The 22,988-nt window shown below is 61.6% G+C and carries 25 protein-coding genes; 14 read left to right on the plus strand and 11 right to left on the minus strand.

Features of this window, described 5'->3' with window-relative positions; all coding sequences use genetic code 11:
- Window positions 1–14 precede the first annotated feature (14 nt).
- Window positions 15–1,145: a YbfB/YjiJ family MFS transporter gene (locus ATN38_RS11250; protein WP_256931617.1), complete on the minus strand. Its 1,131-nt coding sequence runs from the start codon at window positions 1,143–1,145 to the stop codon at window positions 15–17.
- A gap of 168 nt (window positions 1,146–1,313) precedes the next feature.
- On the opposite strand from ATN38_RS11250, the gene ATN38_RS11255 reads away from it, so the two are divergent.
- The 3 genes from ATN38_RS11255 (at window position 1,314) to ATN38_RS11265 (ending at window position 3,451) form a co-directional block, all read left to right on the plus strand.
- On the plus strand, window positions 1,314–2,234 hold the full coding sequence (locus ATN38_RS11255; protein WP_210377839.1) for a LysR family transcriptional regulator: 921 nt from the start codon (window positions 1,314–1,316) through the stop codon (window positions 2,232–2,234).
- Window positions 2,231–2,917 carry a hypothetical protein gene (locus tag ATN38_RS11260; protein ID WP_218747982.1) on the plus strand — a complete coding sequence of 229 codons (687 nt, stop codon included), beginning with the start codon at window positions 2,231–2,233 and terminating at the stop codon, window positions 2,915–2,917. Before ATN38_RS11255 ends, ATN38_RS11260 begins: the two co-directional genes overlap by 4 nt.
- 96 nt (window positions 2,918–3,013) lie before the next feature.
- Entirely contained in the window at window positions 3,014–3,451 is a 438-nt protein-coding gene (locus tag ATN38_RS11265; protein ID WP_007735601.1) for an SRPBCC family protein, read from the plus strand.
- 18 nt (window positions 3,452–3,469) lie between these two features.
- Here ATN38_RS11265 and ATN38_RS11270 read toward each other — a convergent pair whose 3' ends face one another.
- Window positions 3,470–3,937, minus strand: coding sequence for a hypothetical protein (locus ATN38_RS11270; protein WP_058227801.1), 468 nt, complete (start codon window positions 3,935–3,937; stop codon window positions 3,470–3,472).
- A 115-nt stretch (window positions 3,938–4,052) separates the two neighbouring features.
- Window positions 4,053–4,679, minus strand: coding sequence for a class I SAM-dependent methyltransferase (locus tag ATN38_RS11275; RefSeq protein ID WP_021333254.1), 627 nt, complete (start codon window positions 4,677–4,679; stop codon window positions 4,053–4,055).
- Window positions 4,680–4,787: 108 nt separating this feature from the next.
- Here ATN38_RS11275 and ATN38_RS11280 point away from each other — a divergent pair, with 108 nt between their 5' ends.
- On the plus strand, window positions 4,788–5,033 hold the full coding sequence (locus tag ATN38_RS11280; protein ID WP_151098477.1) for a DUF3253 domain-containing protein: 246 nt from the start codon (window positions 4,788–4,790) through the stop codon (window positions 5,031–5,033).
- Between the two features lie 42 nt (window positions 5,034–5,075).
- On the opposite strand, the gene ATN38_RS11285 is transcribed toward ATN38_RS11280, so the two are convergent.
- The 5 genes from ATN38_RS11285 to ATN38_RS11305 form a co-directional block, all read right to left on the minus strand.
- A complete protein-coding gene (locus ATN38_RS11285; protein WP_256931618.1) occupies window positions 5,076–5,987 on the minus strand; it encodes an NmrA family NAD(P)-binding protein in 912 nt (303 codons plus the stop codon).
- Between the two features lie 10 nt (window positions 5,988–5,997).
- Window positions 5,998–6,498 carry a hypothetical protein gene (locus tag ATN38_RS11290; RefSeq protein WP_007735596.1) on the minus strand — a complete coding sequence of 167 codons (501 nt, stop codon included), beginning with the start codon at window positions 6,496–6,498 and terminating at the stop codon, window positions 5,998–6,000.
- Window positions 6,499–6,619: 121 nt separating this feature from the next.
- A complete protein-coding gene (locus ATN38_RS11295; RefSeq protein ID WP_003943230.1) occupies window positions 6,620–7,138 on the minus strand; it encodes a MarR family winged helix-turn-helix transcriptional regulator in 519 nt (172 codons plus the stop codon).
- A gap of 71 nt (window positions 7,139–7,209) precedes the next feature.
- Window positions 7,210–8,652 (minus strand): amidase, encoded by a 1,443-nt coding sequence (locus tag ATN38_RS11300; RefSeq protein WP_218747983.1) that lies wholly within the window; start codon window positions 8,650–8,652, stop codon window positions 7,210–7,212.
- 38 nt (window positions 8,653–8,690) lie between these two features.
- Window positions 8,691–9,917, minus strand: coding sequence for an MFS transporter (locus ATN38_RS11305; RefSeq protein WP_136471071.1), 1,227 nt, complete (start codon window positions 9,915–9,917; stop codon window positions 8,691–8,693).
- Between the two features lie 119 nt (window positions 9,918–10,036).
- Between ATN38_RS11305 and ATN38_RS11310 the strand changes: the two genes are divergently transcribed.
- Window positions 10,037–10,936: a LysR family transcriptional regulator gene (locus ATN38_RS11310; RefSeq protein WP_136471073.1), complete on the plus strand. Its 900-nt coding sequence runs from the start codon at window positions 10,037–10,039 to the stop codon at window positions 10,934–10,936.
- A gap of 67 nt (window positions 10,937–11,003) precedes the next feature.
- A complete protein-coding gene (locus tag ATN38_RS11315) occupies window positions 11,004–11,492 on the plus strand; it encodes a hypothetical protein (RefSeq protein ID WP_065456474.1) in 489 nt (162 codons plus the stop codon).
- A gap of 63 nt (window positions 11,493–11,555) precedes the next feature.
- Here ATN38_RS11315 and ATN38_RS11320 read toward each other — a convergent pair whose 3' ends face one another.
- The 3 genes from ATN38_RS11320 to ATN38_RS11330 form a co-directional block, all read right to left on the minus strand.
- The gene (locus ATN38_RS11320; protein ID WP_065456473.1) at window positions 11,556–12,416 is read right to left on the minus strand and encodes an acetylxylan esterase; all 861 of its coding nucleotides are present in this window, start codon (window positions 12,414–12,416) and stop codon (window positions 11,556–11,558) included.
- Window positions 12,417–12,602: 186 nt separating this feature from the next.
- On the minus strand, window positions 12,603–13,529 hold the full coding sequence (locus ATN38_RS11325) for a LysR family transcriptional regulator (protein ID WP_007735588.1): 927 nt from the start codon (window positions 13,527–13,529) through the stop codon (window positions 12,603–12,605).
- Complete coding sequence (locus tag ATN38_RS11330; protein WP_007735587.1) at window positions 13,526–14,416, minus strand: LysR family transcriptional regulator; 891 nt, start codon at window positions 14,414–14,416, stop codon at window positions 13,526–13,528. Before ATN38_RS11330 ends, ATN38_RS11325 begins: the two co-directional genes overlap by 4 nt.
- Window positions 14,417–14,649: 233 nt before the next feature.
- On the opposite strand from ATN38_RS11330, the gene ATN38_RS11335 reads away from it, so the two are divergent.
- The 8 genes from ATN38_RS11335 to ATN38_RS11370 all read left to right on the plus strand — a co-directional run bounded on the left by ATN38_RS11335 (window position 14,650) and on the right by ATN38_RS11370 (window position 22,561).
- Window positions 14,650–15,522 carry an ABC transporter permease gene (locus ATN38_RS11335; RefSeq protein WP_218747984.1) on the plus strand — a complete coding sequence of 291 codons (873 nt, stop codon included), beginning with the start codon at window positions 14,650–14,652 and terminating at the stop codon, window positions 15,520–15,522.
- Between the two features lie 11 nt (window positions 15,523–15,533).
- Complete coding sequence (locus ATN38_RS11340; protein WP_256931619.1) at window positions 15,534–16,307, plus strand: ABC transporter ATP-binding protein; 774 nt, start codon at window positions 15,534–15,536, stop codon at window positions 16,305–16,307.
- Between the two features lie 90 nt (window positions 16,308–16,397).
- Window positions 16,398–17,354 (plus strand): ABC transporter substrate-binding protein, encoded by a 957-nt coding sequence (locus ATN38_RS11345; protein ID WP_210377844.1) that lies wholly within the window; start codon window positions 16,398–16,400, stop codon window positions 17,352–17,354.
- Window positions 17,355–17,406: 52 nt separating this feature from the next.
- On the plus strand, window positions 17,407–18,504 hold the full coding sequence (locus tag ATN38_RS11350) for a hypothetical protein (RefSeq protein ID WP_218747985.1): 1,098 nt from the start codon (window positions 17,407–17,409) through the stop codon (window positions 18,502–18,504).
- Window positions 18,501–19,637 (plus strand): CaiB/BaiF CoA-transferase family protein, encoded by a 1,137-nt coding sequence (locus tag ATN38_RS11355; RefSeq protein WP_218747986.1) that lies wholly within the window; start codon window positions 18,501–18,503, stop codon window positions 19,635–19,637. The genes ATN38_RS11350 and ATN38_RS11355 overlap by 4 nt, the downstream gene beginning before the upstream one ends.
- Window positions 19,638–19,717: 80 nt before the next feature.
- Complete coding sequence (locus ATN38_RS11360) at window positions 19,718–20,701, plus strand: nitronate monooxygenase family protein (protein WP_218747987.1); 984 nt, start codon at window positions 19,718–19,720, stop codon at window positions 20,699–20,701.
- A 634-nt stretch (window positions 20,702–21,335) separates the two neighbouring features.
- Window positions 21,336–21,773 carry a hypothetical protein gene (locus tag ATN38_RS11365; RefSeq protein WP_218747988.1) on the plus strand — a complete coding sequence of 146 codons (438 nt, stop codon included), beginning with the start codon at window positions 21,336–21,338 and terminating at the stop codon, window positions 21,771–21,773.
- Between the two features lie 614 nt (window positions 21,774–22,387).
- Window positions 22,388–22,561, plus strand: coding sequence for a hypothetical protein (locus tag ATN38_RS11370; RefSeq protein WP_218747990.1), 174 nt, complete (start codon window positions 22,388–22,390; stop codon window positions 22,559–22,561).
- The last annotated feature ends 427 nt before the right edge of the window (window positions 22,562–22,988 follow it).

The following is a 22,988-nucleotide window of genomic DNA, read 5'->3' on the forward strand; positions in this document are numbered from 1 at the left end:
CTCCGGCGGTTTCGTCATCTGACATCAAAAACTACCTCCTCAGTCGAGGTGGCCGTCCGAGGGTCCGCATCGAGATCGGAAGGGAATCGGAACCGCAAAACCGCGGCGGCCACTGCCGCGCCCAGGACGACGGCCGCACCCAACAGCAGAGCGTCGCGATACCCGTCTCGCAGCAACGGAGTGACAACGAGTGGGCCGAGAATCTGACCGACGCTGTATCCAGCGGTCAGGAACGCCACGGCGCGTGGGAACTGCAGGTGCGCGCCGATTGCCAACACAATTGACCCGATACCAAGGAAGGTGACACCGAACAGGAAAGCTGAAATCAGTGCGGGGCCGACGCCTCCGATCACAGCAGGAAGCGCTATGCCCACTGCCTGAATCAACAGGGCAACGAGAAGCAGAGTCGGCTTCGACCAACGCAGGCTGAGCCAAGCCCACAGGGCGCATGACGGAAATGCGGCCAACCCGACCACTATCCAGGCACCGCTGCCCACCCATTGCGGAGCGGCCAGATCTATTGCGGCAACTAGGAACGTGCCCGCGATGATGTAGCCGATGCCTTCCAGGAAGTAACTGATGAACAAGGCAGTGAACCCGCGTTGGGAACTGGGAGTTCCCGGCGCGTCCGGTGTGATGATCGGACGCGGTTCCGGCGTCAATCCCCAGGCGGCGACCGCACACACCACTGCAAGGGCCGCAGATGCCAGCCAGGCTGTACTCCAGGTACCGATGAAGCGGACGACGAACACGAGGACCCCGGACAGGGCGATACCCAACCCAACTCCGCCGAATCCCCATCCGGCCAGGAATTGGGACTGCCCCCGAAGGTGCGCGTGCAAAGCGCTGACGGCGATCATGAATACGAGGGCACTGGCAATGCCTGCGACGAGCCGCAGGGCGAACCAGATGGATCCGTCGTGGGTAGTGGGCATGAGCGCCAAAGTCGCGATGAGGACCACCAACGACGTACGCATCACCGCTGCCGAGCGCACCGCGCCGGGAATGAGGATTCCCGCGAGCGCGCCGATGAGGTACCCGACGTAGTTCGCCGTCGCCAGGGTTGCGCCGAGCGAGGCGGACAGACCGGCCTGCGTGTGCATCAACGGCAGAATCGGTGTGTAGACGAATCGACCGATTCCCATGCTCGCCGCCAGCGCAGCGGCAGCTTGGACAGCGTGTGCTCGCGGGGGGGACGCCGTTGTGGATTGTGGTCATGGTCTTATCGTGTGCCCCGGCCGCGCCGAACCGCCACGACCGCTTTGCTCCTGACTGATAGGCACAACCTCCCACCGCACGTAGCATGAAGGATCGTGGAGCTGCGTCAGCTGAGATATTTCGAGGTCGTCGCCGAGGAATTGCACTTCGGCCGAGCCGCGGCGCGGCTACTGATAGCCGGGCCGTCATTGTCGCAGCAGATCATGGCACTCGAGCGCGACCTCGGCGTCAAGCTGTTCGTCCGCGACCGCCGTTCCGTCGCTCTGACGCCAGCCGGCGCGGCCCTGCTCCCTGATGTCCGTGCGCTACTCGAGAGTGCCGAGAATCTGCGACGCCGCGCGGAGCGTCTGTCCGGAGCGGAGCCCGTCCGGATCGGCTACGTCAATTGGCTCCCCACGGATCTGATCGCGCGCACTTCAGGGGTCGCGCAACTGCACGTCGACGCCTGGGTGGTGCCTTCGCACGCGCAGGCCGCGCGGGTAGCGGACGGCAGCCTCGACCTGGCGATCGCCTGGGTGCGGAAAACCGATGTCGCCCAACATGCTCTGAGCGCAAGACTGCTCGGTGCGGATCGGCTGTACGCGGTCTCCACCGGAGAGGACACCACACCGGTGCGAGCCCGCGACGTCGTCGTACTCGTCGACGACGACACCACCTCCTGGTATTCGTGGAACGTCTACGCCGAAGAATTCGCTCGCGATACCGGCGCACAGATCCTGCGCATCAACGACGGTGGTATCACCGGTCCGGCATTCTTCGATCACGTCCGTGCCGTCGGCCGTCCGGTCGTCAACTCGCCCAAAGGGCAGACCATCACGCTGCCGAGCGATCTCACGGCACGCCCGATGATCGACCCGGCGGCAATCTGGACGTGGTCACTCCTGTGTCGTGAGAACGAAACGCGCCCTGCCGTTCTCGCGGCCGTCGACGCTCTCACCCGCGGCGTCACTGATCTCGGAATCCACGAGGACGGGAGATGGCTACCCATGGACGATCCTTACCGGAGGACTCGATGACACGACGCGCTATTCGAGTTTTCTGGGGACGACGGCCGGAATCGGTGCAGGCCGTGGCCTCCCGGTGGCGTCGGACGTTGGAGCAAGTCGAATTCCTGTTGCCCGAGGTGGTCGACGGGTCGTGGCAACAGATCCATTCCGCTGGACCTGCTACTGCCGTGACCGTCGACCAGTTGGCACAGGCCCTCGAGAACGCGCAGGCCGCCGAAGACTGGTCGGATCGTCTGGGAATCGGATTGAGGCTCGTAGCCAGTGGAGGGCCCGAATGGGGGCTCGAACTCTCCGGCTTGGCGGGCGGCGAACCGGAAATCGTCCTACAGTCGATGATTCTCGCTGTCAGCGCGCCGGACGCCGCCGAAGTTCCTGAGACAGAACTACTTCGGATGCTCGCCGCGGTGTGGGAACCGGATTTCGGAGACGTCACCGACGACAACATCCTCGACGCTCTCGAAGACGAGTCCGACTATCGCGTCGGTGATCCCGTGATCGGACGAGTCGGCTACCTCTCGTCCGCTCGCGCTGACGCGATCCCGGATGACCTGGCAGCAGGCGTTGCCGCGTTACCGGGCGGCGTGTTGCTACAGATCGGGGCCGTCGATGGGGTCGTTCGGGCGTACGAGCGCCTGCGCGAGACCGGCGCACTCGATCCGCTTCCGCGTCCACTGGACCGCGCAGTCCTCTGAAGGTGGTTACCCTTCGTCGAGTTTGGGTAGCCCGGGCGTCGGAACGAACTCTCACCGCGGCACTACCGCCGAAAAATGAACCGAAAGGCCCACCGCATGGTTGACGTCACCCGCAAATTCACCGCCGAGGTACCGATCGAGAAGGCTGCGGCGTTTCTCCGCGACTTCGCCAATGCGCCGACGTGGGATCCGGGCACCGAGAGTTGCACGCAGATCTCCGACGGTCCTGTCGGCGTCGGAACCCAATGGCACAACGTGTCCAAGCTGTTCGGCGTCACCACGGAACTGACGTACACGCTGGTGACCGACGAGCTGAATCACGTTGTTCTCGAAGGAAAGAACAAGACTGCCACCAGTACCGACGACATCACCTTGACTTCGGTGGGTCCGAACTCGACCGAGATCGAATATCACGCGAACGTCGAGTTCAACGGTGCCGCCAAGATTGCGTCGCCTCTCCTGAAGGCGGGATTCGAAGCCAAAGTGGCACCGGAGACGGTGAAGAAGATGACGGAGGCCCTCGAAGCGCTCTGACAATCCGTCAGGTTCTTGTCACTGTGTGTTGCCGCCGCCCGCGCCACCGTTGCGAGCTTCGATGGCATCGATGGACTTCGTGAACGACTTTCCCAGCACTTGGGTGCCGACGAGTCCGAGTACCGACGCCAGGAGCTTTCCCTTGAGGTTCTTGCCGTCCCGGACCACGACGGCGTCGACATCGGTCAGACCCGTCGGTTGCCGGGTCAGCGTGTAGGTATGGCTCGACGCCCCGCCCCACAGGTTGGAGTCGGTGGTTGTCATCACGACGCGGTGCGGGTCGGTCCAGTCGTAGTGCAGACGCTCCCAGATACCACTGGAGCCCTCGGTGACATCAGCATCGTGGGGTCCTTGTTGGTGCACTTTCAGGTAGCTGTCCGCACTGCGGCCGAAGATTTCCTCACGGCCCGGGCCGAAGTCGGTCAGGCCGGCAAGGACCTGTTCGGGCGTCGCAGTGGTCGTCTTGTGAAGATGAATCGTAGTCATGGCGCCTTCTTTCAACTGTGGATGATCCGGTGCTGAAAAAGCCGGGAAGTGACTCATCCAGCACACCACTCACACGAAATGAATGAAAGAGAATTGCTCGCCCTGTCTCGATCCGCTATTCGACGCCGCGCCGGCTGGCAGTGATTGCGCCGTGCGGCCTGTAGCCGCTCCCCGTCCGGGTATGGGTCTCGATCACGTCGAAACCCGCTGTGACCAGCACCTCGGCAAGTTCGGTCACCGGCCATCGATAACCAGTCGTCGCGGCGTGATCAAAAGGCTCTACCGTTGTGCCTTCGAAGAAGCCCACCAGCAACCCACCACCTGGGCGGATCACGCGCGCGAATTCAGCGAGCGGTGCCTCGATATCTTGCGGGTGATGGTGAATGAGCGAGTACCAGGACAGCACGCCGCCCAGTGAATTCGTTTTCGCGTCCAATGCCTCGAAGCCCCCGACCTCGAACGAGAGATCGGGGTATCGGGTGCGGGCTCGTTCGACGAACTCGGGCACTAGATCGATCCCGCTCACAGCCAGCCCGCTCTGGGCCAGGAAGTCTGTCCACTGCCCCGGCCCGCACCCGGCGTCGAGTACGGGGCCGGTCAAAGTGGCGGCCCAGCTGGTCACCAGGTCCCGATCAGATACGTGCGTCGAATCCATCGAGCCGAAGAGGTCCGTGTACTCCTGGGATCTGGCCGAATACGACTTTCGGACTACGTCGCGGCGCGTTGCACTCGAATTCTCCACGCCGTCAATAATTATCGATGTGCACCATTCCTTCGCCACAACTCGCCGAACCGAAGGTTCATACTCTGTTGAAGGCCTACGGTCACGACCGGAAACTGAGGTCATACGGTGGAAGAGAAAGAACTGGCGGCGAAGATCCGCGAACTACTCAATGCCCGATCGGCCGAGTCGAGCATCTGCCCCTCCGACGTGGCCCGCGCAGCAGCACCCGACAATTGGCGTCCGCTGATGGAACCCGTCCGAGAGGCTGCCCGCCACATGGTGGCCCACGGCGAAGTGCAGATCACCCAAGGCGGCAAAGTCGTCGACCCGGAATCCGTACGAGGTCCGATCAGGATTCGGTGGGCTCGTTGATCAACCGCGTGACTTCTGGCGGCACTGCTCTCGCAGCGTGAATCAGCGGAAACGGTCCAGATGCTCACGCAGGAACGCATCCAGGCTTCGTGGCTCACGCCCCAGGACACGTGCCACCGTGTCGGTGGGTGACTCCGGGCGCGAGACGGCAAGTTGCTGGATCTCCAGAATGTGCTCGGCCAGCCACGGAGGCATGTGGGCATGATCGACGAGGTTTTGCCGCAGTTCGTGCGGTGGCAGGTCGATATATTGGACGGGGCGATCGAGCATGCGGGTCAGAGCATCGGCGATGCCGCCGTAGCCGACTGCCTCGCTGCCCGTCAGGACGTAGGTACCGCCGGCGAGGTCGGCGCGTGTGAGCACGGCCGCGGCGACGTCACCGATGTCTCGGCAGTCGATCCAGTTGCACGGCGCGTCCCGCATCGCGCCCAGAATCACCCCCTGCGCAGCCACCGCCGGAGCCAGGAGCAACAGATTCTGCATGAACGCATAAGGGCGGAGCAGAGTGTGGCGGATCCCGGATGCGCGCAGGTGTTCACCGACAGCGTGGTGGCCGCGGGAGAGAGCGATGGGGGAGTCGGCCGCGGCGGCGGGGTCGGAGATCTTGACGATGTGTTCGACGCCGCTCTCGGCGGCGATGTCGATCACACGCGTCTCGAGCTCGACCTGTTCGAGGCCGTTGGCCATAGCGAGGAAAAGTTGTTCGGCCCCTTCGAAAGCCGTCCGTAGCGAAGTTGGGTCTGCGGCATCGGCCGGCACTACTTCGACCAAACCGTCGGCCAAGTCGCCGAGGTGGGCGCTCAGCCTGTCCGGGTCGCGGGACAGCGCTCGGCTCGGCACACCCGAGGATGCGAGACTGTGTAGCAACGCGCCGCCTGTGGTTCCGGACGCTCCCATGATGACGATCATCGTGTTCCTTTCGGTCTTCCCCGGGAAGCCGGGGATCGTTGACATGTGTTGTCTGTCAGGGATTCTGACGGCGCCATCGCCAGCTGACGATGACGGCAGCGACAGCGGCAGATATCGGTAGATCGAGTTGCAGGCGAGCAAGCCAAGCAGTGTCGACCACGCTCGTGTGAGCTGGTAGCCAACGGGAGGCGAACCACCCGACGAGACCAGCAATCACAGCGGCTCCGACGGCAAGAATTGCCGCCACCATGATGCGAGGCAGGGCCGTGGTCCACGGCCGTGACCTCCCGCGACGCAGCAGCCAGGAGCCGATCAGCAACGCCACCACTGCCGACGTGCCCGCGATGGACGTAAATGCCGCCATCGTGAGGCCCGATTGGCCGGATGCGACTCCGCCCGCACCCGCCATCAGCGCAGGGGCAAGGTAGGCGACCAGCACCTCTCTCCACAGGATGAAAGGTCGTGCGCCGCGACGATCGGCAACCGGGTCGAGTCGATTGGAATCGGTTATCTCCCTTTTGTTTTCGCGACGGATCGGTGGGGTGAGTCCGGACATGAAGGAGACCAACTTTCCGATTATAATTAGGTGGCTAACTATTTGGACATGAAGAGAGAAGTCTCTGTCGAGAATTGACGACGATTCGAATCGCTACGCGAATACTTGTAATCCCAGTCGACTACTCCGCAGTCAGCGCACCGATACCGCGAACGACCCGCGAGAGCAGATCCAGAAAGACCGCTCGCTCGTCGACAGTGAGCTCGTCGACCATTTCCTCGAGACGAGCAAAGTGTTCGGGCGCCATGTCACGTAAACGCTGAGCGCCGCGAGCAGTCAGGACGACCACCGCACCACGCCCGTCCTCCGCGGACGGACGTCGAGCGACCAAACCCTCCTGCTCGAGCCCATCGACCAAGCCGGTGACCGTGGCCCGCGAGACGCCGAGATCAGCCGCCAGACGTGAGGGAGATTTCTCCCCGTCGTGGTCTTCCAGATCCGCAAGCAGTCGGTAACGGCCGGTCGACAGCCCATACCTCGCGAAGTGAACCTCGGTCGCTCGACCGAGCCGCGCGCCCGCCGAGATCAGCCGCACCGCAACCAGCACCGCCTGCGGATCGGACCCGAGGCCGTAGTGCTCCAACTGCCGCCGCGCCTGATCCAAAGTGGGTGAGTCGTGATCGGTTCCGTCCACTGCCATGCAACTAATATGGCACCTAACTACATTCTGGTCAACCCTCCACCAGAGCGCGTGTCAACGCCGAACAATTCCTACGGGGCCGCATGGCAGTCCGGGTGATTGCCGGGATAGGGCAGGACCTTCTCGAGAGCGAGACCAATCGCAAAGGCCGTTTGGTCGTCGTACGGTCGCGTAACTATCTGTGTGCCCGTGGGGATTCCGTTCCGAGCGAAACCGGTGGGGATTGTCAGCACCGGGCAGCTACTCAGGATGTTGAAGGTGATGGCCGGTACAGCCTCGAGGTAGAACTCCAATTCTGTTCCAGCCACATTGATTCCGTGCCCCACGTAGTCGTCGCCGGCAAGAAAGCCCTCCGTCGCCACTGCCGGAGTGATCAACGCGTCATAGGTGTCGAACAGGGATCCGATCGACGAATACAGTTCGGCTTCGATCGCGAGTCCGTCGAGGAAAGTCGCGTCACCACGGATGCGGCGGGCCCATCGGGCGAATTCCTTCGCGTACTCCGTGACTTTGTCGGGGTGCGCGGACGCTTCGGCGGAGATCGATGCACCGAACACGTGATCGTAGTGAATGGCGGCCGCACGCATGATTGCAGCGCGTGACAAGTCGACTTCGATGATCTCCGCGCGTGCGCCCAGCGCAGTGAGGGTGTCCACCAACTTGGCGGTGTTGGCGGCAACGTCCGGATCAACCGGCCAGTCACCCAACGCGGGGATCACGGCGATACGCATTCCTGTCAACGAATGCGTTGCGAGGCCGGACAGCGGCGATGCCGGTACATGCGAGGCGATGTCAGTGGAGGTCGGTCCCGCGATGACCGACTGCAGTGTGAGGCAATCACTTACGGTGCGAGCCATCGGACCGCAGTGGCAGTAGCGATCGAGATTGAAGGGCGGATCAACGGGGACACGGCCATGCGGTGGCTTGAACCCGACAATTCCGTTGAGAGACGACGGAGTTCGGATCGATCCTGCAACATCGGAACCGGTAGCCAAGTGCGTCATCCCCGTGGCAAGTGCGACTGCCGATCCACCGGAAGACCCGCCGGAGGAGTATTTCGTGTTCCACGGATTGCGAGTGACGCCCCACAACTCGGACTGTGTGAACGCGGCCGAGGAGAATTCGGGCGCCGTCGATCGCGCGTGGACGATCGCACCGGCGTCGATGATTCGCTGCACGAAAGTGGAAGTGTGAGTGGCGATCACATCCTCATAGACCTTGGACCCTTGAGTCCAAGGTTGGCCTTGTACCGCTTCATCCTCTTTCACCACAACGGGAACACCGGCGAGCGGAAGGCTGACATCCGAGCCGCGGGCGTAGTGGCGTTCCGCTGACTTCGCTTGTACTCGTGCAGTAGCGAAGAAAGTGTGTCCCACTGCGTTCAAGGTTGGGTTGAGCGCCTCGATACGTTCGATGGTGGACTCGAGCACGTCCACCGGAGAAAGCGATTTGTCCCGGTAGCGTTCGAGCAACTCGGCCACATCCATGAATGCCGAAGCGGGTGTCTGGTGCATATCTGTTGTCCTGCCTCTATGAAGGTTTGTGTAGGCGACTAGGTTGTCAGTTCGCGCTTTGCCACGACGGGATTGCGGAATGTCGCGAGCAGCATTGCCAGAGTTGCGATTCCCGCGGCTGTCCAGAAGACCGTTTCGGAACCGGAGTGGTCGTGAATGCGTCCACCCGCGAACGCGCCGAGGGCGATGCTTGCATTGAAGACTGCAACCCACAGAGCAGAAGCGGCCTCGCGGTGAACGGGAGCTGCTTGTGCGATCCATGTTTGAGTACTCACCGATACACCACCGTAGAAGAGGCCCCAAGCCGCCATGAGCAGAGCAGCTGCGATCAAGGTGGTAGCCGAGATCGGAAACAGGGCGAGTGTGACCGCTACTCCCGCGCTGAGGATGACGACCACAGTCTTCGGAGACTTGGCTGCAGATGGCCCGGCAATGAAGTTGCCGACGACGCCCAGAGCCCCGTAGATCAAGAGCATCGTGCCGATCTGTGCAGGGCTCAACCCTGCGAAGAACTCCAGCCCCGGACGCACATAGGTGTACGCCGCGAAATGAGCGGTGACGATGAGCGCAGTAATCGCAAATCCGACCCGGACTCCTGGGTTCCGAAAGGCCGCCACGAGACTCCCGAGCGACAAGGCCCGATCAGCTGGCATCGTGGGTAGGACAGCGATCATGGCGATCGCGATCAGCGTCGCGGCGCAGCTGAGAGTCCAGAACGCCACGCTCCATCCGGCGACTGCCCCGATATACGTCCCAGCAGGGACACCGAGAACTGAGGCAACAGCGATTCCGCTGAAGATGATCGTGGTCGCCAACCCGACGGATCTGGTCTCCACCAACCTGGGAGCCAGGCTTGCGGCGAGTGCCCAGACTCCGCCCATGCTCACGCCTAGAAGGACGCGAGCCACAGCGAGGACAACGAAGCTCGGAGCAAGGGCCGTGAGGGCGTTCGCCGCTGCGACTACAAGCATCAGAACGATAAGCGTCGACCGACGATCGAAGCGCCGGGTCACGATGGGCACAAACGGGGCAGAGGCCGCTGCCACCAATCCGGTAATGGCCAGTGAGAGTCCTATGGTCCCTTCACTTTCCACCAGAGCAGCACCAATCGGGGTGAGTAGCCCGACCGGCATCATCTCTGCCGCGACAACGATGAAGGTGGACGCTGCGATCAGCGCGACCGCAGCCCAGTGGTTCTCAATGGTGTGTGCGTGGGTTGAGGACGTGGACGCAGGGCTGTTCTGTGCAGATGCGGAGTGGGGCATGTAACCAGAGAAGCTCCTGCACGCCGAAGGATCAACGGCGAATCGCTCATCCAACCATTAGCTCAATTCATCGATGAGCCATGATGGAGTGGTCGAATGAGTCGAAGGTCGGAGTGAAAATGTCGGAGCCCCCGATGCGTGAGATCGAGTGCTTCCTCGTTCTCGCTGAAGAACTGCACTTCGGTCGCACCGGCGAGCGGCTGTTCATCTCCCAGAGCCGAGTGAGTCAGCTGATCAGCGCGTTGGAGCGTCGTATCGGCACCAGCCTGGTGGCGCGCACCAGTCGCCGCGTGCACCTGACTGAATTCGGTGCCGATTTTCTTGCGTCGTTGGCTCCCGCGCATCGTGCGCTTGTCGGAGTAATCGAGGACGCTCAGTCAAGAGCACGCAACACGCCGACGCCGTTTCGGGTGGGTTTCCAAGGAGCAATTTACGATTCGATCGCGGCTGCTGTCTCTCGTTTCGAGATACAACATCCGCAAACATGCGTGACCATCAAAGAATTACCCCTGGGTGATCCGTTCAGTGATGTACTCGCCGGGCGAATCGATGCGGCAGTGGCCCTTCTCCCCGTAGATGAGCCGGAACTGACAACCGGGCTCGTCTTTTCTCGACAGCCCCAGACCCTCGCCGTCTCAGTCCATCACCCGTTCAGCGAACTGGGCGTGATCGACGCCGAGCAGTTGGCGCAGATCTGTCTCGTACCCATCACCGGCCCCGCCCCCGACTATTGGCAGCGTGTGAATTCCCCGAGCACGACGCCGGGCGGAGCCACGATTACCACGCAGGGTGGGGCGAGCACCGTTCAGGAAGGCCTGTCGCAGGTCGCATTCAGTCAGGTCGGCCTCATCCTCTGCGCTGCAACCGCTGCATACAGCCAGCGCTCGGACATCACATTCGTACCGATCAACGGATTACCCGAATCTGCTTTGGGTCTCGTGTGGCGTACCGATCTCGAAAGCCCACGACTTCGCGCTTTCGCGAAAGCAATCGAGGAAGCACACACCTGTCCCTCCTGACGTCGATCAGTAAGTCGCGGAAGGAGTCCGGGGCGTTGAGATGCATCGTGTGTGAGATGATCGCGCCATGTCTGCGATCACCGACTACTTCACCGCGCGCACGGATGAGCATGCCACCTCTGCCCTCGAGGGACTCGTCGACTTGGAACCAGAGGTGATGGAGGCGAACGCAGCTTCTCGCCCGCGGATCCAGTTGGCTGCGAGTGGGACTCCAGTTCTGCAGGCGAAAGGCGTCGATCCAGTTGTCGCGCTCGGCCGACTGGAGGCAGCCCTCACCGCTCGCCCCTACGACGAGGTAGCAAAAGGTCCACGCTGCGGGAAACTCGTCGCAATGAGCGACGACGGCGACACCCTCGTGCTCACGGTTACCGACGAATTACGCGATGCACTAGCGGAATTGAACGCTGACGGTGTCGCCGCCGCTGCGGCGGCCTGGGCAATCGACGAGACGAGTGAACCGTCGGAGGACTCAGTGCCGTTCCTGACCGCCTTCGCCGAACTAGCGACCAGAGCTGTGGCTCAGGGCGAACGAATGTACGGCTACGTCGTCATCTGAGCTTCGCGACTCCGCCGACCTGATTGGAAGGCTGTTCGTCTTCGACAACTCCGGATCTGACCGTCACCCCGGGATCTGCATGGCCAGATCGTTGCGGTCGAAATCGGAGAACTGCTGGGTGTCAGTGCAGTATCCACAGCTCGCTCCGAAGAACTCGGTGCGGGCGTTCGGATCGTCGAGTAGCCAGTACCGCAGCCACGCCGTGCTCGGCCCGCGCATATCGCCACCGGTGATCGCCGTACCGAAGTGCGTGGCGCCGCGCAGTTCCAGATACTCGGCAGGCACGTGGTCGGCGTCCTCGTACATCGCCCGCACGATCGCCGGCCAAACGATTGCGTCGGCCTGGCCGGCCAGATAGAGAACCGGCTCGTCGATGAGATCGACATCATTGAGCGGGCCCGGCTGGATCGCGACGGCGGTGTCGACGCGGTCGTCGATCGCCGCGTTGATCGCCGCAGACCCGCCCTGCGAGTGCCCCACCGCACCAATGTGTTCCAGGTCGACTTTGCCGAAGAAGACGCTCGACGGGCTGGCCGCCTTGTCCGCGATGAGGTCGATTCCCGACCGCATGGTGATGGCGAAGTTGCTTGCCGGGGTATTGGCGGCGACCACGATGAATCCGTGGCTGGCGTAGTGGCGCAACAAAGAGGTGTACGCACCGGGGAGCACACCGGTCCCGTTGCCCCAGATCACAACAGGGTGCTTCTCGCCGCGCGCGCCGAGCTGGCGCGGGTAGTACAGAGTGTGCACCAGCCCGATCGAGACGTTCGGGGTGTACGGCCCTGCACTCGCCCAATCGTGCCCGACGCTCGGGATGCCGGGCGCATCGGCAGCCGCTGTTCCGGTTGCGCCCGTGAGTCCTAGCGTCGCGCACAACGCAACCGCCGCTGCAGCATTCACGAAATGTTTCAGAGACTTTCGCATGAAAGTCAACCTTTCGAAGTTGATCCGGAGTGACGTGTATTACATATTCACGGGAAGGCAACCCGTCGGCTTTGTTTCAGGAAACGGACTATCCCAGAAGTGTTGTGTCTGTGGACAAAATCATCGTTCTCGGTGGATGCCCGGGCGACGCGAATACCCAGAGCGCAAGGTCGAGATCGCCTCGGCCTACGGCTTCCGCGCGGATTGCTCGGCACACAGCCGTAGGAAATGTTCGACGATCTGCGTGTTCTGGCCGTCCCTTGCCACGGCTGCGATCTTCCGTGGGGGCAGTTCGAATATCTCGCCCACAGTGCACCCGCGTTCGGATGCTCGCTCGGCACTGGAGAGTTCGAGGATGACAGCACCGATCCCTTCGTACGCGAAATCCGCGAAGGCATCGCGGTGCTGTGACCTCATCACGAATGCGTGGTCGATTCGCGGTTCGATCGACCGCAGATGGCGATAGACATCGGAAGTTTCGAACCGTGGTGCGACAACCAAGCCGATGCGCATGAGATCTTCGCCGATGAATACCCCGTCCACCGGTGGCGGGGTACCGGGCGGGCAGACGAGCCGCAACTTGTGGTCCGGAAGGCGCACCGTGCGCGTCCCGGGAACACCGGTGGGCGGCGACTCCATTATTGCCACGTCAGCGGTGCCTGCCATGACCGGATGAATCGCATCGGCCACGGACGACCCAGGCGGATCCGAGATGGTGATCCTCAGGTTCGGCACCTCCGTGCGCAGCGCTCCGAGCAGTACCGCTGCGGGATCGTCCGCAAGGCTCGCTGTCGTGGCAACACTGAGGTGGGGGACTGCTGACAGTAAGAACTCGCGCTCGACCACTAATCGGTCGAGCGCGGCCAGCGCTTCGCGTGCTGGATCGATGAGATTCCGTCCGCGCGCAGTCAGCGTCGCGCCGGTCCGGCCTCGATTGAAAAGCCGTCCTCCGACCCGTCTTTCGAGCCGCGCAATTGATTGAGAGACGCTCGATGTTCCCGTGAACTGATTTGCCGCTGCCGCCGTGATACTGCCGTGTTCGACGACGGCAAGGAAGTCTTGTAGCTGCCGCGGATCGATTCGCGGGGTGGCGGACTCTCCGAACTTGCTCATCCGGCGTTCCCCATTCCACCTTCGTCACGTAATCGGCTGGTCGTCTCGATAAACGCTTGTGCCGCAGGCGATGGCGTCGAACCGTGGAACATCCAGATATCACGAGTGAGCGGGGGCCGAGTACGACACAGCACCACACCTTCTCCGACTGTATCGGCGACAGATTCGGGAAGGAAAGCGACACCGACTCCCGCGCGTACAAGTGGGATCATCGAAGCCACAGAGATAGTCTCCGCAACCACCGCCTCGTCCACAGTGCCTTCGCCCAGGCGTTCCGCCAACAGTCGCCGAGTGACATCGTCACGCGGGCTGGTGATCAATCCGATTCGCAACAGATCCGTCAACGCCGCTGCCCCCTCGCCTTCACTTCGTGCGGCCGGCACCAGCGCAACGATTTGTTGCCGGCCGAGAAGGATACGTTCAACGCCCTCGTCGAACACCTCGTCCACCCCGAGCCCAATATCAGCCTGACCCGAGGCGACCACCGTTCCGATTCCGTCGGTGTCGTTGCTGAGCATCGTCACCGCAACGTTCGGAAACTTTCTTTTGAACGCACCCAGGGCCGTGGCCGCTGGATCACGCGCCAATGTTCGCGGACACACGACCGTCAGCCGACCCCGCTGCACGACGTTCAATGGATGCAAAGCGTGATCCAAATCCCGGTATGCCCGAAGTACTTGGGCCGCCGGACCTGTGAGATCGCGTCCAGCGTCGGTCAGGGTGACTCCCCGCGATCCACGGCGGACGAGCGTCAGGCCGCACTCTTTCTCCATCCTGGCCAGAGCCTCCGAGATTGTCGGCTGGCTGACCCCCAGTCCGCGAGCAGCAGCGGAAATGCTGCCCCGATCAGCAAGGGCAAGAAAGTATTCCAGATGACGCCGGTCCATTGGGGTTCCCTTCTCGTGGAAGTCATCGCGCGCGCCCGATTTTGCGCCCGTCAGGCATAGGGAAACCCTATGGCATACCTCTCGAATGTGGCGTAGACGGGAAGAAGAATCCCGTGATCTGCTTCACATATGAACGCAGTGAGCAACAACCCGGGGAGCTTCGACCAGAGGCACCCGTCTGCTTTTGTCGAGCACCAATCGCCGCCTGCGAGCACAACGGAGGAGGCGCCGAAATGACCGAAACCATCACCGCAAGTTCGCCATCCGGTGCTACGTCGCTCCGTTCCGTGAGGCGGGCGCGCTCTGAGCCGAAGCCCGCTCGACAGCGTCGATCCGGTACGCGACTCACCATCGGGGTACGACTGGCCCAGGTCGCGCTGCTTCTGGTCCTACTCGGAGCGTGGCAGCTCGTCGCATCGCAAGGTTGGATCGAGCCAGTTCTGGCCAAAACGCCAGGCGAGGCCTGGGCCTACTTCACCGCAGCGGCGCAGTCGGGCGAGATTTCGTCGAACTTGCGTGCCACGATGACTGCCGTCGTGATCGCGTGGATCCTCGCTAGCGCAGTCGGGGTGGCGGTCGGACTCTCTCTCGGACTGCTTCCGACCCTCGAACGCATCATGAGTCCGTTCCTGGATGCGGCGAATGCCATGCCACGTCTTGCGCTGGCGCCTCTGCTTATCGTCATCTTCGGGATCACGATGACGGCGAAGGTCGCTCTCGCGTTCACACTCGTCTTCTTCATCGTCTGCTCGAGTGCACGAGCCGGTGTGAAGTCGGTGGACGACGAATGGCTCCGACTTTCCACTGTCCTGAATGCCAGTAAGACACAGGTGTTCTGGCACATCCTCCTCCCCGTCGCAACACCTGGCATTTTTGCCGGTCTTCGGTTGGGGCTGATCTATTCGCTACTTGGCGTTGTCGGTTCGGAACTGATCTCGTCACGGGACGGGCTGGGCCAGCTTGTGTCGATCTACTCGGCCCAGTTCCGGATGGAAGCGGTCTACGCGATCCTCATACTTCTCGCAATCGTCGCAGTCGTCCTCAACCAGGTAATGAACTTCGCCGAGCGCTACCTCCTTCGGTGGCAGCCGCCGGCTCGACGATGACAGGAATCATCATGGATACCAACGTGATTACACCCGCCGTACAACTCGACGGACTGACGATATCCTTCCCCTCACCCGACGGGTCGACGAAAACTGTGGTCGACAATCTCGACCTCACCATCCCTCGCGGACAGTTCGTGAGCTTGGTCGGCAGGAGCGGTTGCGGAAAGACCACTCTGCTCAACGCGCTCGCTGGATTGGTGGACGCGACGGAAGGCAAAACCGAGGTCCTCGGCACAACACCATTCGACGCTCGTTCTCGGATGGGCTTCATGATGGCCCGAGATGCGCTGTTCCCGTGGCGAACAGCGCAGAAGAACGTGGAGTACGGTCTCGAATTGAGGGGAGTACCCAAGGCGGAGAGACGAACTCAATCCGCGCGCTGGCTTGCGGCCGTTCAAATGTCCGAGGCGTCACAGCTGTGGACTTGGCAGCTGTCCCAAGGGATGCGCCAGCGTGTCGCGTTGGCCCGGACGTGGGCTCTGGATCCGGACATCTTGTTGATGGACGAGCCGTTTGCCGCCCTCGATGCGCAAACCCGCGTCGAAGTACAGCGCGAATTCCTCGAGCTTTGGCAGTCCGAGGTCGGCCGGACGGTCATCTTCGTAACCCACGACCTCGGTGAAGCCATCTGTCTCTCCGACCGCGTTCTGCTGCTCGGGGCCGGCCGAGTGATCGACGACGTCAGCATTGACATCGAACGCCCCCGCGAACTCGAAACCCTCACCGCCGAACCTCGATACATCGAAATCTTCAACCGGCTACGTGGTCAGCTCGACCACTGATGTGCCCAGCCAACTCAGCTTGATTACTGATGCGCCCAGCCAACTCAGCTTGATTTCTGATGCGCCCAGCCATCAAGGAACAGGAATCCCATGAAACTTCGACCTTTTGTCGGCACAGTCATTGCAGCGGCCCTACTGCTTTCCGCGTGTGGAGAGGGAGGGCGGCCGAACGACGGTAGCGTCGCCATCGGGGTCTACCCTGCGAGTGCTTTGTCCCTGCCTGTCTACGTCGCTGTCCAACAAGGAATGTTCGACAAGGAAGGCCTCCACGTCGAGCTCATCGACGGAAAGAACGGGCCCGAACTCATCAGCGGTCTCATCGGCGGTACAACCGATCTCGCGGTCGGTGCACCCGGAACCGTCGTGCCGGCCATAGAGCAAGGGCAGAGTCTGCGGCCACTGTCCCCCTACGGGTCGATCGATCTTGCCATCGCCGTGACGAAAGACAGCGGCATCACCACCATCGAGGATTTGCCCGGCAAGCGGATCGCCATACCGTCACGTGGCGGCGCGGCCGAGCAATTCGTCAATCAGCTTCTCGCAGAGAGAAACATCGACGCCTCCACGGTGCAATTCATCGCAGCGGCACCCACCGCGAGTCAGATACCACTCGCACGAAAGGGCGACATAGATGCCGCCGTTCTCACCGCTGCCAGCCAGGCCGTATTCGATGCTCAAGGAATTCCGATGACGGCGATTACAGAAGTAGACCCGGTGGGCTCTGACGGCGTGAGTTCATACGGCCTGGGCACGGTGCTCGTCACGACAGCCACATTCGCTGAATCCGATGCTGCTGCCCCCGTGTGTGCTGCGCTCGAGGCCGCAGCAGGGTGGATAGCCGATCCCGCGAACGAGCAAGCAGGAGCTCAACTTCTCACCGAGCGAATGAATGTTCCTGCTGACAAAGCCAACCAGGTGTGGGCTTCGCAGAAGACCCTCTGGCCGGTCGAGATTTCAGCCGACCGATGGACCCAGAACGTCGCATGGGTGAACAACCAGACCTCGGGCAAGTCCGACGCAGACGTCCCTTTCGACCCCCTCTGCTGACCAACGCCTCCCATACACAATCCAGTTCGTCTACCACGAGAGAGAAGAAAAGATGACACAACTCGCTGACCAGTCAACACAATCCGAATCCCAGCACGATCGCCGGCAGCTCACCGAGGCTTGGTCTGCAGTCACCGACAGCCTTGCGACATTCGGTTCGACCGCTGCCGCTACCGGATCGCCGCTGGACAGCGCCGAAGGTGTACGGCACGCACTTCGTCTGTTCGGATACCTCGCCGAGATGAACATCGAGCGCCAAGACGTACTCCGGCCTGAACTCTTCACCCTGATGTCACCGATGCGAAAGTTCTGGGGAGACGGCATCGACGTCGACTACTGGACTGCGATGATCGACCCCAACGAGACATACCGTATTCACGGTAACCGTGGCACAGTGCCGTACGTCGCCGTTCTCGCCAATCGTGTCGGCGCGTCTGGGACCGACCGGGTCGCCGACAACATCGTCATCGACGACAAGGTGTGTGACGCGGACGGCAACTTCGAGATCTTCGTCGCACAAGAGCTGGAGGGGCGCAGCGGCATTCGGCTGGATGAGCGCTGCTTCGACGTTGTAGTGCGTGTGTATCACAAGACGCGTAACGCGGAGATCGATCCCGTTCTCCACATCGAGCGCCTCGGCCCGCCGCCTGGTGCACGCCCCGATCTCGACACGGCGTGGCTGACCCAGCGCCTCACGAAACTTGCTCGTGGCATGGACGTGAGCCTTCGACGCAGTCTTCAGCTCATCGAAACACTCAGTCAGTCTCCCAACGAGATTCGCGTGACCTCGGAGCAGCGAGGGTGGGGAGACTTCTACGGCACCAGCTCCAACCAATACGTTGCCGGCTGGTGGTCACTGAAAGACGCTACTGCTGTCGATATTACATTCACTCTCCCGGACTGCACCTACTTCGGAGTGATGCTGTACAACCACTGGTTCGAGTCCTTCGAGTACCGCGACCACACCGTCAATCTCAACGACGCGCACTTCGAGCGCAATGACGATGGAACCGTGACAATCCGAATCGGGGGAGTAGAAGGTGACAGAAATCGATTGAACCCCTGCAACCACACCGAAGGCATCTTGTTGGCGCGCTGCCTGGAGCCCGCTGAGGATGTCACTTCGCCTCATGTGGAGATCATTCGATGACCGACGAAGTAGACCTGCCGTTGGCAGGTGTCCGAGTAGTGGAGATCGGTCAACTGATCGCAATACCCAGCGCCGGGCAGCAGTTGTCCGATCTCGGCGCCGAGGTCATCAAGCTCGAGCCTCCAGGTGGTGAACCGGCCCGACAAATCGACGCCGACTACGCGCGCGGCATCTTCTACGGGTACAACCGTGGAAAGCGTTCAATCTGCCTCGACCTCAAAGACTCCGCCGATCTGCAGCGAGCTCGGGATCTGATCGCGTCGAGCGACATCTTGCTGCACAATCTTCGCCCGGGAACCCTCGATCGATTGGGATTCTCCTCTGCCGAACTCCAACGCCTGCGACCGGAAATCATCGCCGTCTCGGTGAGCGGGTACGGGGCGGAAGGCCCGTCCGCCACCCGCGCGGGGCTCGACATCGCTGCGCAAGCAGAGAGCGGACTGATGTCGGTGACGGGTGAGGCGGATAGCCCGCCACAACGTGTGGGCGCACCGGTCATAGATCATGCAACGAGCTACGTTGTCGCTCAAGCGGTACTGGCAGCGCTACTGCGGCGCGAACGCACCGGCAAAGGATCGTCCGTCCGAGTTTCCCTGCTGGACGTCGCAATCCACTTGCAGACCGCCAACTGGATCGAGTGGCAGGTATCCGGAAAGCCCATGAGTCGCAAAGGGAACGGACAACCAAGCGTCGCACCGGCGGCAGACGTCTTTCGCGCCGCCGACGGCGAGCTGGTGATCAGCGGATACCAACCGCGCGCATGGATCGAACTGTGCAAGGCGATCGACCTACCGGAGTTGGCCGACGACCCGCGGTTCACCACCAACGCTCTGCGCGTGGAAAACCGTGTTGACCTCGTCGCCACGATCGAGAAGCAGCTGTGCCACCGTAGCGCCGCGGAAGCGGTAGAGCATCTCACTGCGGCCGGAGTGGTTGCCGCAGTTGTGCGTGACTACGACCAGGTAATTTGCGCCGACGATGTGATTGCGAACCGTACCTTCATCCCCGGCACCAACGAACATGGCGAACAGTATTTGACGCCTGCCATGCCCTATCGCGCCGAACCTCCGATGGCACGAACTGAACTTTCACAGGTTCCGGCCTTGAACGAGTGGACAACATCGACGCGCTGAATGCGCCGTTCGGGTCGAAATTGACTTTGCACCAACGTAACTGACAAACAGATTGCCATGCACCATCGAGGAGATGTCCAGTGCTGACCACCGCATTTACCGAGACATTCGGAGTTCGCCACCCAATCGTGCAGGGCGGCATGCAATGGGTGGGGAGAGCAGAACTCGTAGCGGCAGTTGCAAACGCCGGCGCGCTCGGCATGCTCACTGCCCTGACACAGCCGACACCTGACGATCTTGCCCGAGAAATATCCCGAACGCGCGAGCTCACCGATCAACCTTTCGGGGTCAACCTCACAATCCTCCCGACGATCACACCTCCGCCCTACGATGAGTATCGCAACGTGATCATCGACTGCGGAGTGGAAGTCGTCGAGACGGCCGGCTCGTCTCCAGCACCCCATCTGCCACACTTTCACGGCGCAGGCATCAAGGTTCTCCACAAGTGCACCAGCGTCCGCCACGCGGTCAAAGCCCAAGCCCTCGGTGTCGACGGCATCAGCATCGACGGGTTCGAATGTGCCGGGCATCCAGGAGAAGACGACGTTCCGGGTCTCGTCCTCATCGCTGCAGCAGCAGAGCGGATCAGCATTCCCATGATCGCGTCCGGTGGATTTGCCGACGCGCGAGGATTGGTGGCCGCCCTGGCGCTTGGCGCCGACGGCATCAACATGGGTACCCGGTTCATGTGCACCGAGGAGTCTCCGATTCACCGCAACATCAAAGAGGCGATAGTCGCTGCCTCGGAGGTCGACACGGAACTGATTTTCAGGTCACTACGCAATACCGCACGGGTAGCACGCAACAGCATCAGCCAAGAAGTTGTCGAAATTCTCTCCAGTGGTGGCAAATTCGAAGACGTTCGACATCTTGTTGCCGGTGCGCGGGGCCGAGCGGTGTTCGACAGCGGCGACCAGGAGGCTGGCATCTGGACGGCTGGCACTGTGCAAGGATTGATTCACGACATCCCCACAGTGGGTGAATTGGTGGAACGAATTGTCACAGAGGCCGAAGCACTGATTGCCGGACGGCTTACCGGCCTCCTGGACCCGGTCAGCGCCTGACTACGTCCGAACCCGCTGAGCGCTACCGTCGGCCAGTGCTTCGAGAATGATCCCTGCCGTCACACACGACACGCATGCATCGTGTTGTGCCGCAACGATTGCACTCGCACGAGCCGATGCGGCGTCACTGATGGGGTGGGCCGAAGCCAGAAACCGTTCTACTGACGGAAGCAGCAGGCTCCATCTCGCACTCGCCGGCGAAAGGATTGCAGCACTACGACTCTGCGAATTCGCGACAGCGCCCACAACAAGCTCGATCGCGTCACTGCCGCGATGTTCGGGTCCGATCCACCCAAATACACCTACCTTGCCAAAGAGCTCGGAACCGATGTCTTTACACGAGTTACCAGTCGCGGGCCACGCGAACTCACACCTACCGGCACGTCGCTACACCACCTCGTGCTGGCGAAGATCGATCGCCTCCGCAAGATCGCCAGCTACGAACCACCCCGACCGAACTAGACCCTCAACGACAGCCTTTTGGCACGCAACTCCAACCTTCAGAAGTTGAGGTTGGGCTCAGCCTGCATTTGTACTGTCGAGATGCAGCGAAGATTAGCGAAACATTAAAGGTCCCGGCGCCGGTGATCTAGGCTGATCATCGTTTTCTATCTGCTCGTGACGGGAGAAATACGTGTTCGGCTTCTATGTGACAGCGCTGTTCGTCAGCGGAATCGGCGTGATCGTTTTGGCGCTGGTGACCTCCGAACTGCACCCCGGCCGCCGCGTTATCAACGGTCTCATCGGCACCGCGTTCCTGAGCTACGGCTTCTACCTGGCCGTGTTCCTCCACGGTGGCGAGTACCGAATCTTCCTCTGGGTCTTCATCCTCCCGTTCATCTTGCTGGGCCAGGCGATGCGCACCGTCGAGGTCCCCGCGCCTCCCGGGGCGTCCTCCCCCGACATCGACGACCACCTCGTCGACCCCGCCCCGGCACCGACTCCGGCTCGTACCGCCGCCACCCGCGAACGCATGGCCGCGGCCAAGTCTGCCCAACTCGAGGCCCTTCGCGCCAAGCATGCCGCCAAGAGCGATGAGTTCGACGATCACGCGCCGTCTACGCCTGCCTGACGAGAGGCATAGCGGCGGCAACGAAACCATCAATGGTTTGCTCCGCCAATTTCTTCCCCGCCACCTCGACCGACCGCGCGGTCAGACGCACATACTTTGACGAACTTCGGCGACTCGCCCGAGACCCGTCAAAGTTGCGGGGCGTGTCTCGCTAATCTGCGCTGCATCTCGACAACGATTGTAGGTTCCGGATCTACTTGTCCGATCGACCTGCGATTTCCGATATTTCAGCGACAGCTGTCGCTGAAATTCCGGGCGAAGATGACCTTTTCCGCAGACACGAGCATGCCTGGCGACGACTAGTCACAGCCTCCCTATCGGCACCGACCCCTAAGCAGACGCAGTTCGAAGAGGGAATGAAAGTCTCCACAACGGAGCCTGGCTATCGACTCTCAACCAAACCAACATCCGCGCCAGCGGAACATCGGTGTTTCCCAGTGGGGTCGATTTGACAGTCGGAGACGGCCGGATGTCGGACGATCTTCGCGCACTCCGGCCTATCCGCACGATCATGTTCGATTCCACGACCTCGTCCCAGGCCGCTCTGCATATGCCGGTCAGTTGTCCGTTCGCTGACACGTCGGATCGCCCCCACATCTCAGGAGTACGCAGTCATGACCACATGGACCGACACCTCGACAACTCCCCGCGCGACGTTGACCGCAGGACTGCTCGAACGGTTGACAGACCAGGTTGCAGCAACACCGGACGCCGCGCGCTCGATTACCGCGCGAGCGGCGGCGTTGACACGCGCAACTGGCACTCCAGTCACATCCGTTCAGTGGTGACGCGGTCCAACTCCTGCGCCACCTTCTGCGACATTTGGCAAGTCGGTTCTCAAGTAGACGTCACACATACGCGTGATGACACCATCGAAGCGCGCCGAATTCGGAACGCGGGTCGGGATGGGGGAACCACACCGTCTGCGTAGAGGAACAGATCCAGCTCATCCGAGGTGTAGTCCTTCAACGGCTTGGCTCGGTCGAAAAGCCCGCAATACGCGAAGCATTTCCACCGGTAGACACCAGAACGAAACTATCGCAACTACGAAACAGATAGGCCCGGAATCCCTCATTTAGATCCGGTATCTACAGCTGTGGCAGTTGTCGAGATGCAACCAAATTGACAGGACACGCCGCGCAACTTTGGCAGATCCCGGGCGAGTCGAAACGCGTCGATAATGTACTCGTGGCAACGGAAGTCGATCGAGCTTTA

The organism is Rhodococcus sp. FH8 (genome assembly GCF_019266085.1).
Taxonomy (GTDB): domain Bacteria; phylum Actinomycetota; class Actinomycetes; order Mycobacteriales; family Mycobacteriaceae; genus Rhodococcus_F; species Rhodococcus_F qingshengii.

What these genes read in the sequence shown, in the direction of transcription:
- ATN38_RS11250 (WP_256931617.1), bottom strand. Translation starts at nt 1,145, where the DNA reads ATGGGAATCGGTCGATTCGTCTACACACCGATTCTGCCGTTGATGCAC.
- ATN38_RS11260 (WP_218747982.1), top strand. Translation starts at nt 2,231, where the DNA reads ATGACACGACGCGCTATTCGAGTTTTCTGGGGACGACGGCCGGAATCG.
- ATN38_RS11265 (WP_007735601.1), top strand. Translation starts at nt 3,014, where the DNA reads ATGGTTGACGTCACCCGCAAATTCACCGCCGAGGTACCGATCGAGAAG.
- ATN38_RS11270 (WP_058227801.1), bottom strand. Translation starts at nt 3,937, where the DNA reads ATGACTACGATTCATCTTCACAAGACGACCACTGCGACGCCCGAACAG.
- ATN38_RS11285 (WP_256931618.1), bottom strand. Translation starts at nt 5,987, where the DNA reads ATGTCAACGATCCCCGGCTTCCCGGGGAAGACCGAAAGGAACACGATG.
- ATN38_RS11290 (WP_007735596.1), bottom strand. Translation starts at nt 6,498, where the DNA reads ATGTCCGGACTCACCCCACCGATCCGTCGCGAAAACAAAAGGGAGATA.
- ATN38_RS11295 (WP_003943230.1), bottom strand. Translation starts at nt 7,138, where the DNA reads ATGGCAGTGGACGGAACCGATCACGACTCACCCACTTTGGATCAGGCG.
- ATN38_RS11300 (WP_218747983.1), bottom strand. Translation starts at nt 8,652, where the DNA reads ATGCACCAGACACCCGCTTCGGCATTCATGGATGTGGCCGAGTTGCTC.
- ATN38_RS11305 (WP_136471071.1), bottom strand. Translation starts at nt 9,917, where the DNA reads ATGCCCCACTCCGCATCTGCACAGAACAGCCCTGCGTCCACGTCCTCA.
- ATN38_RS11310 (WP_136471073.1), top strand. Translation starts at nt 10,037, where the DNA reads ATGTCGGAGCCCCCGATGCGTGAGATCGAGTGCTTCCTCGTTCTCGCT.
- ATN38_RS11315 (WP_065456474.1), top strand. Translation starts at nt 11,004, where the DNA reads ATGTCTGCGATCACCGACTACTTCACCGCGCGCACGGATGAGCATGCC.
- ATN38_RS11320 (WP_065456473.1), bottom strand. Translation starts at nt 12,416, where the DNA reads ATGCGAAAGTCTCTGAAACATTTCGTGAATGCTGCAGCGGCGGTTGCG.
- ATN38_RS11325 (WP_007735588.1), bottom strand. Translation starts at nt 13,529, where the DNA reads ATGAGCAAGTTCGGAGAGTCCGCCACCCCGCGAATCGATCCGCGGCAG.
- ATN38_RS11330 (WP_007735587.1), bottom strand. Translation starts at nt 14,416, where the DNA reads ATGGACCGGCGTCATCTGGAATACTTTCTTGCCCTTGCTGATCGGGGC.
- ATN38_RS11335 (WP_218747984.1), top strand. Translation starts at nt 14,650, where the DNA reads ATGACCGAAACCATCACCGCAAGTTCGCCATCCGGTGCTACGTCGCTC.
- ATN38_RS11340 (WP_256931619.1), top strand. Translation starts at nt 15,534, where the DNA reads ATGGATACCAACGTGATTACACCCGCCGTACAACTCGACGGACTGACG.
- ATN38_RS11345 (WP_210377844.1), top strand. Translation starts at nt 16,398, where the DNA reads ATGAAACTTCGACCTTTTGTCGGCACAGTCATTGCAGCGGCCCTACTG.
- ATN38_RS11350 (WP_218747985.1), top strand. Translation starts at nt 17,407, where the DNA reads ATGACACAACTCGCTGACCAGTCAACACAATCCGAATCCCAGCACGAT.
- ATN38_RS11355 (WP_218747986.1), top strand. Translation starts at nt 18,501, where the DNA reads ATGACCGACGAAGTAGACCTGCCGTTGGCAGGTGTCCGAGTAGTGGAG.
- ATN38_RS11370 (WP_218747990.1), top strand. Translation starts at nt 22,388, where the DNA reads ATGACCACATGGACCGACACCTCGACAACTCCCCGCGCGACGTTGACC.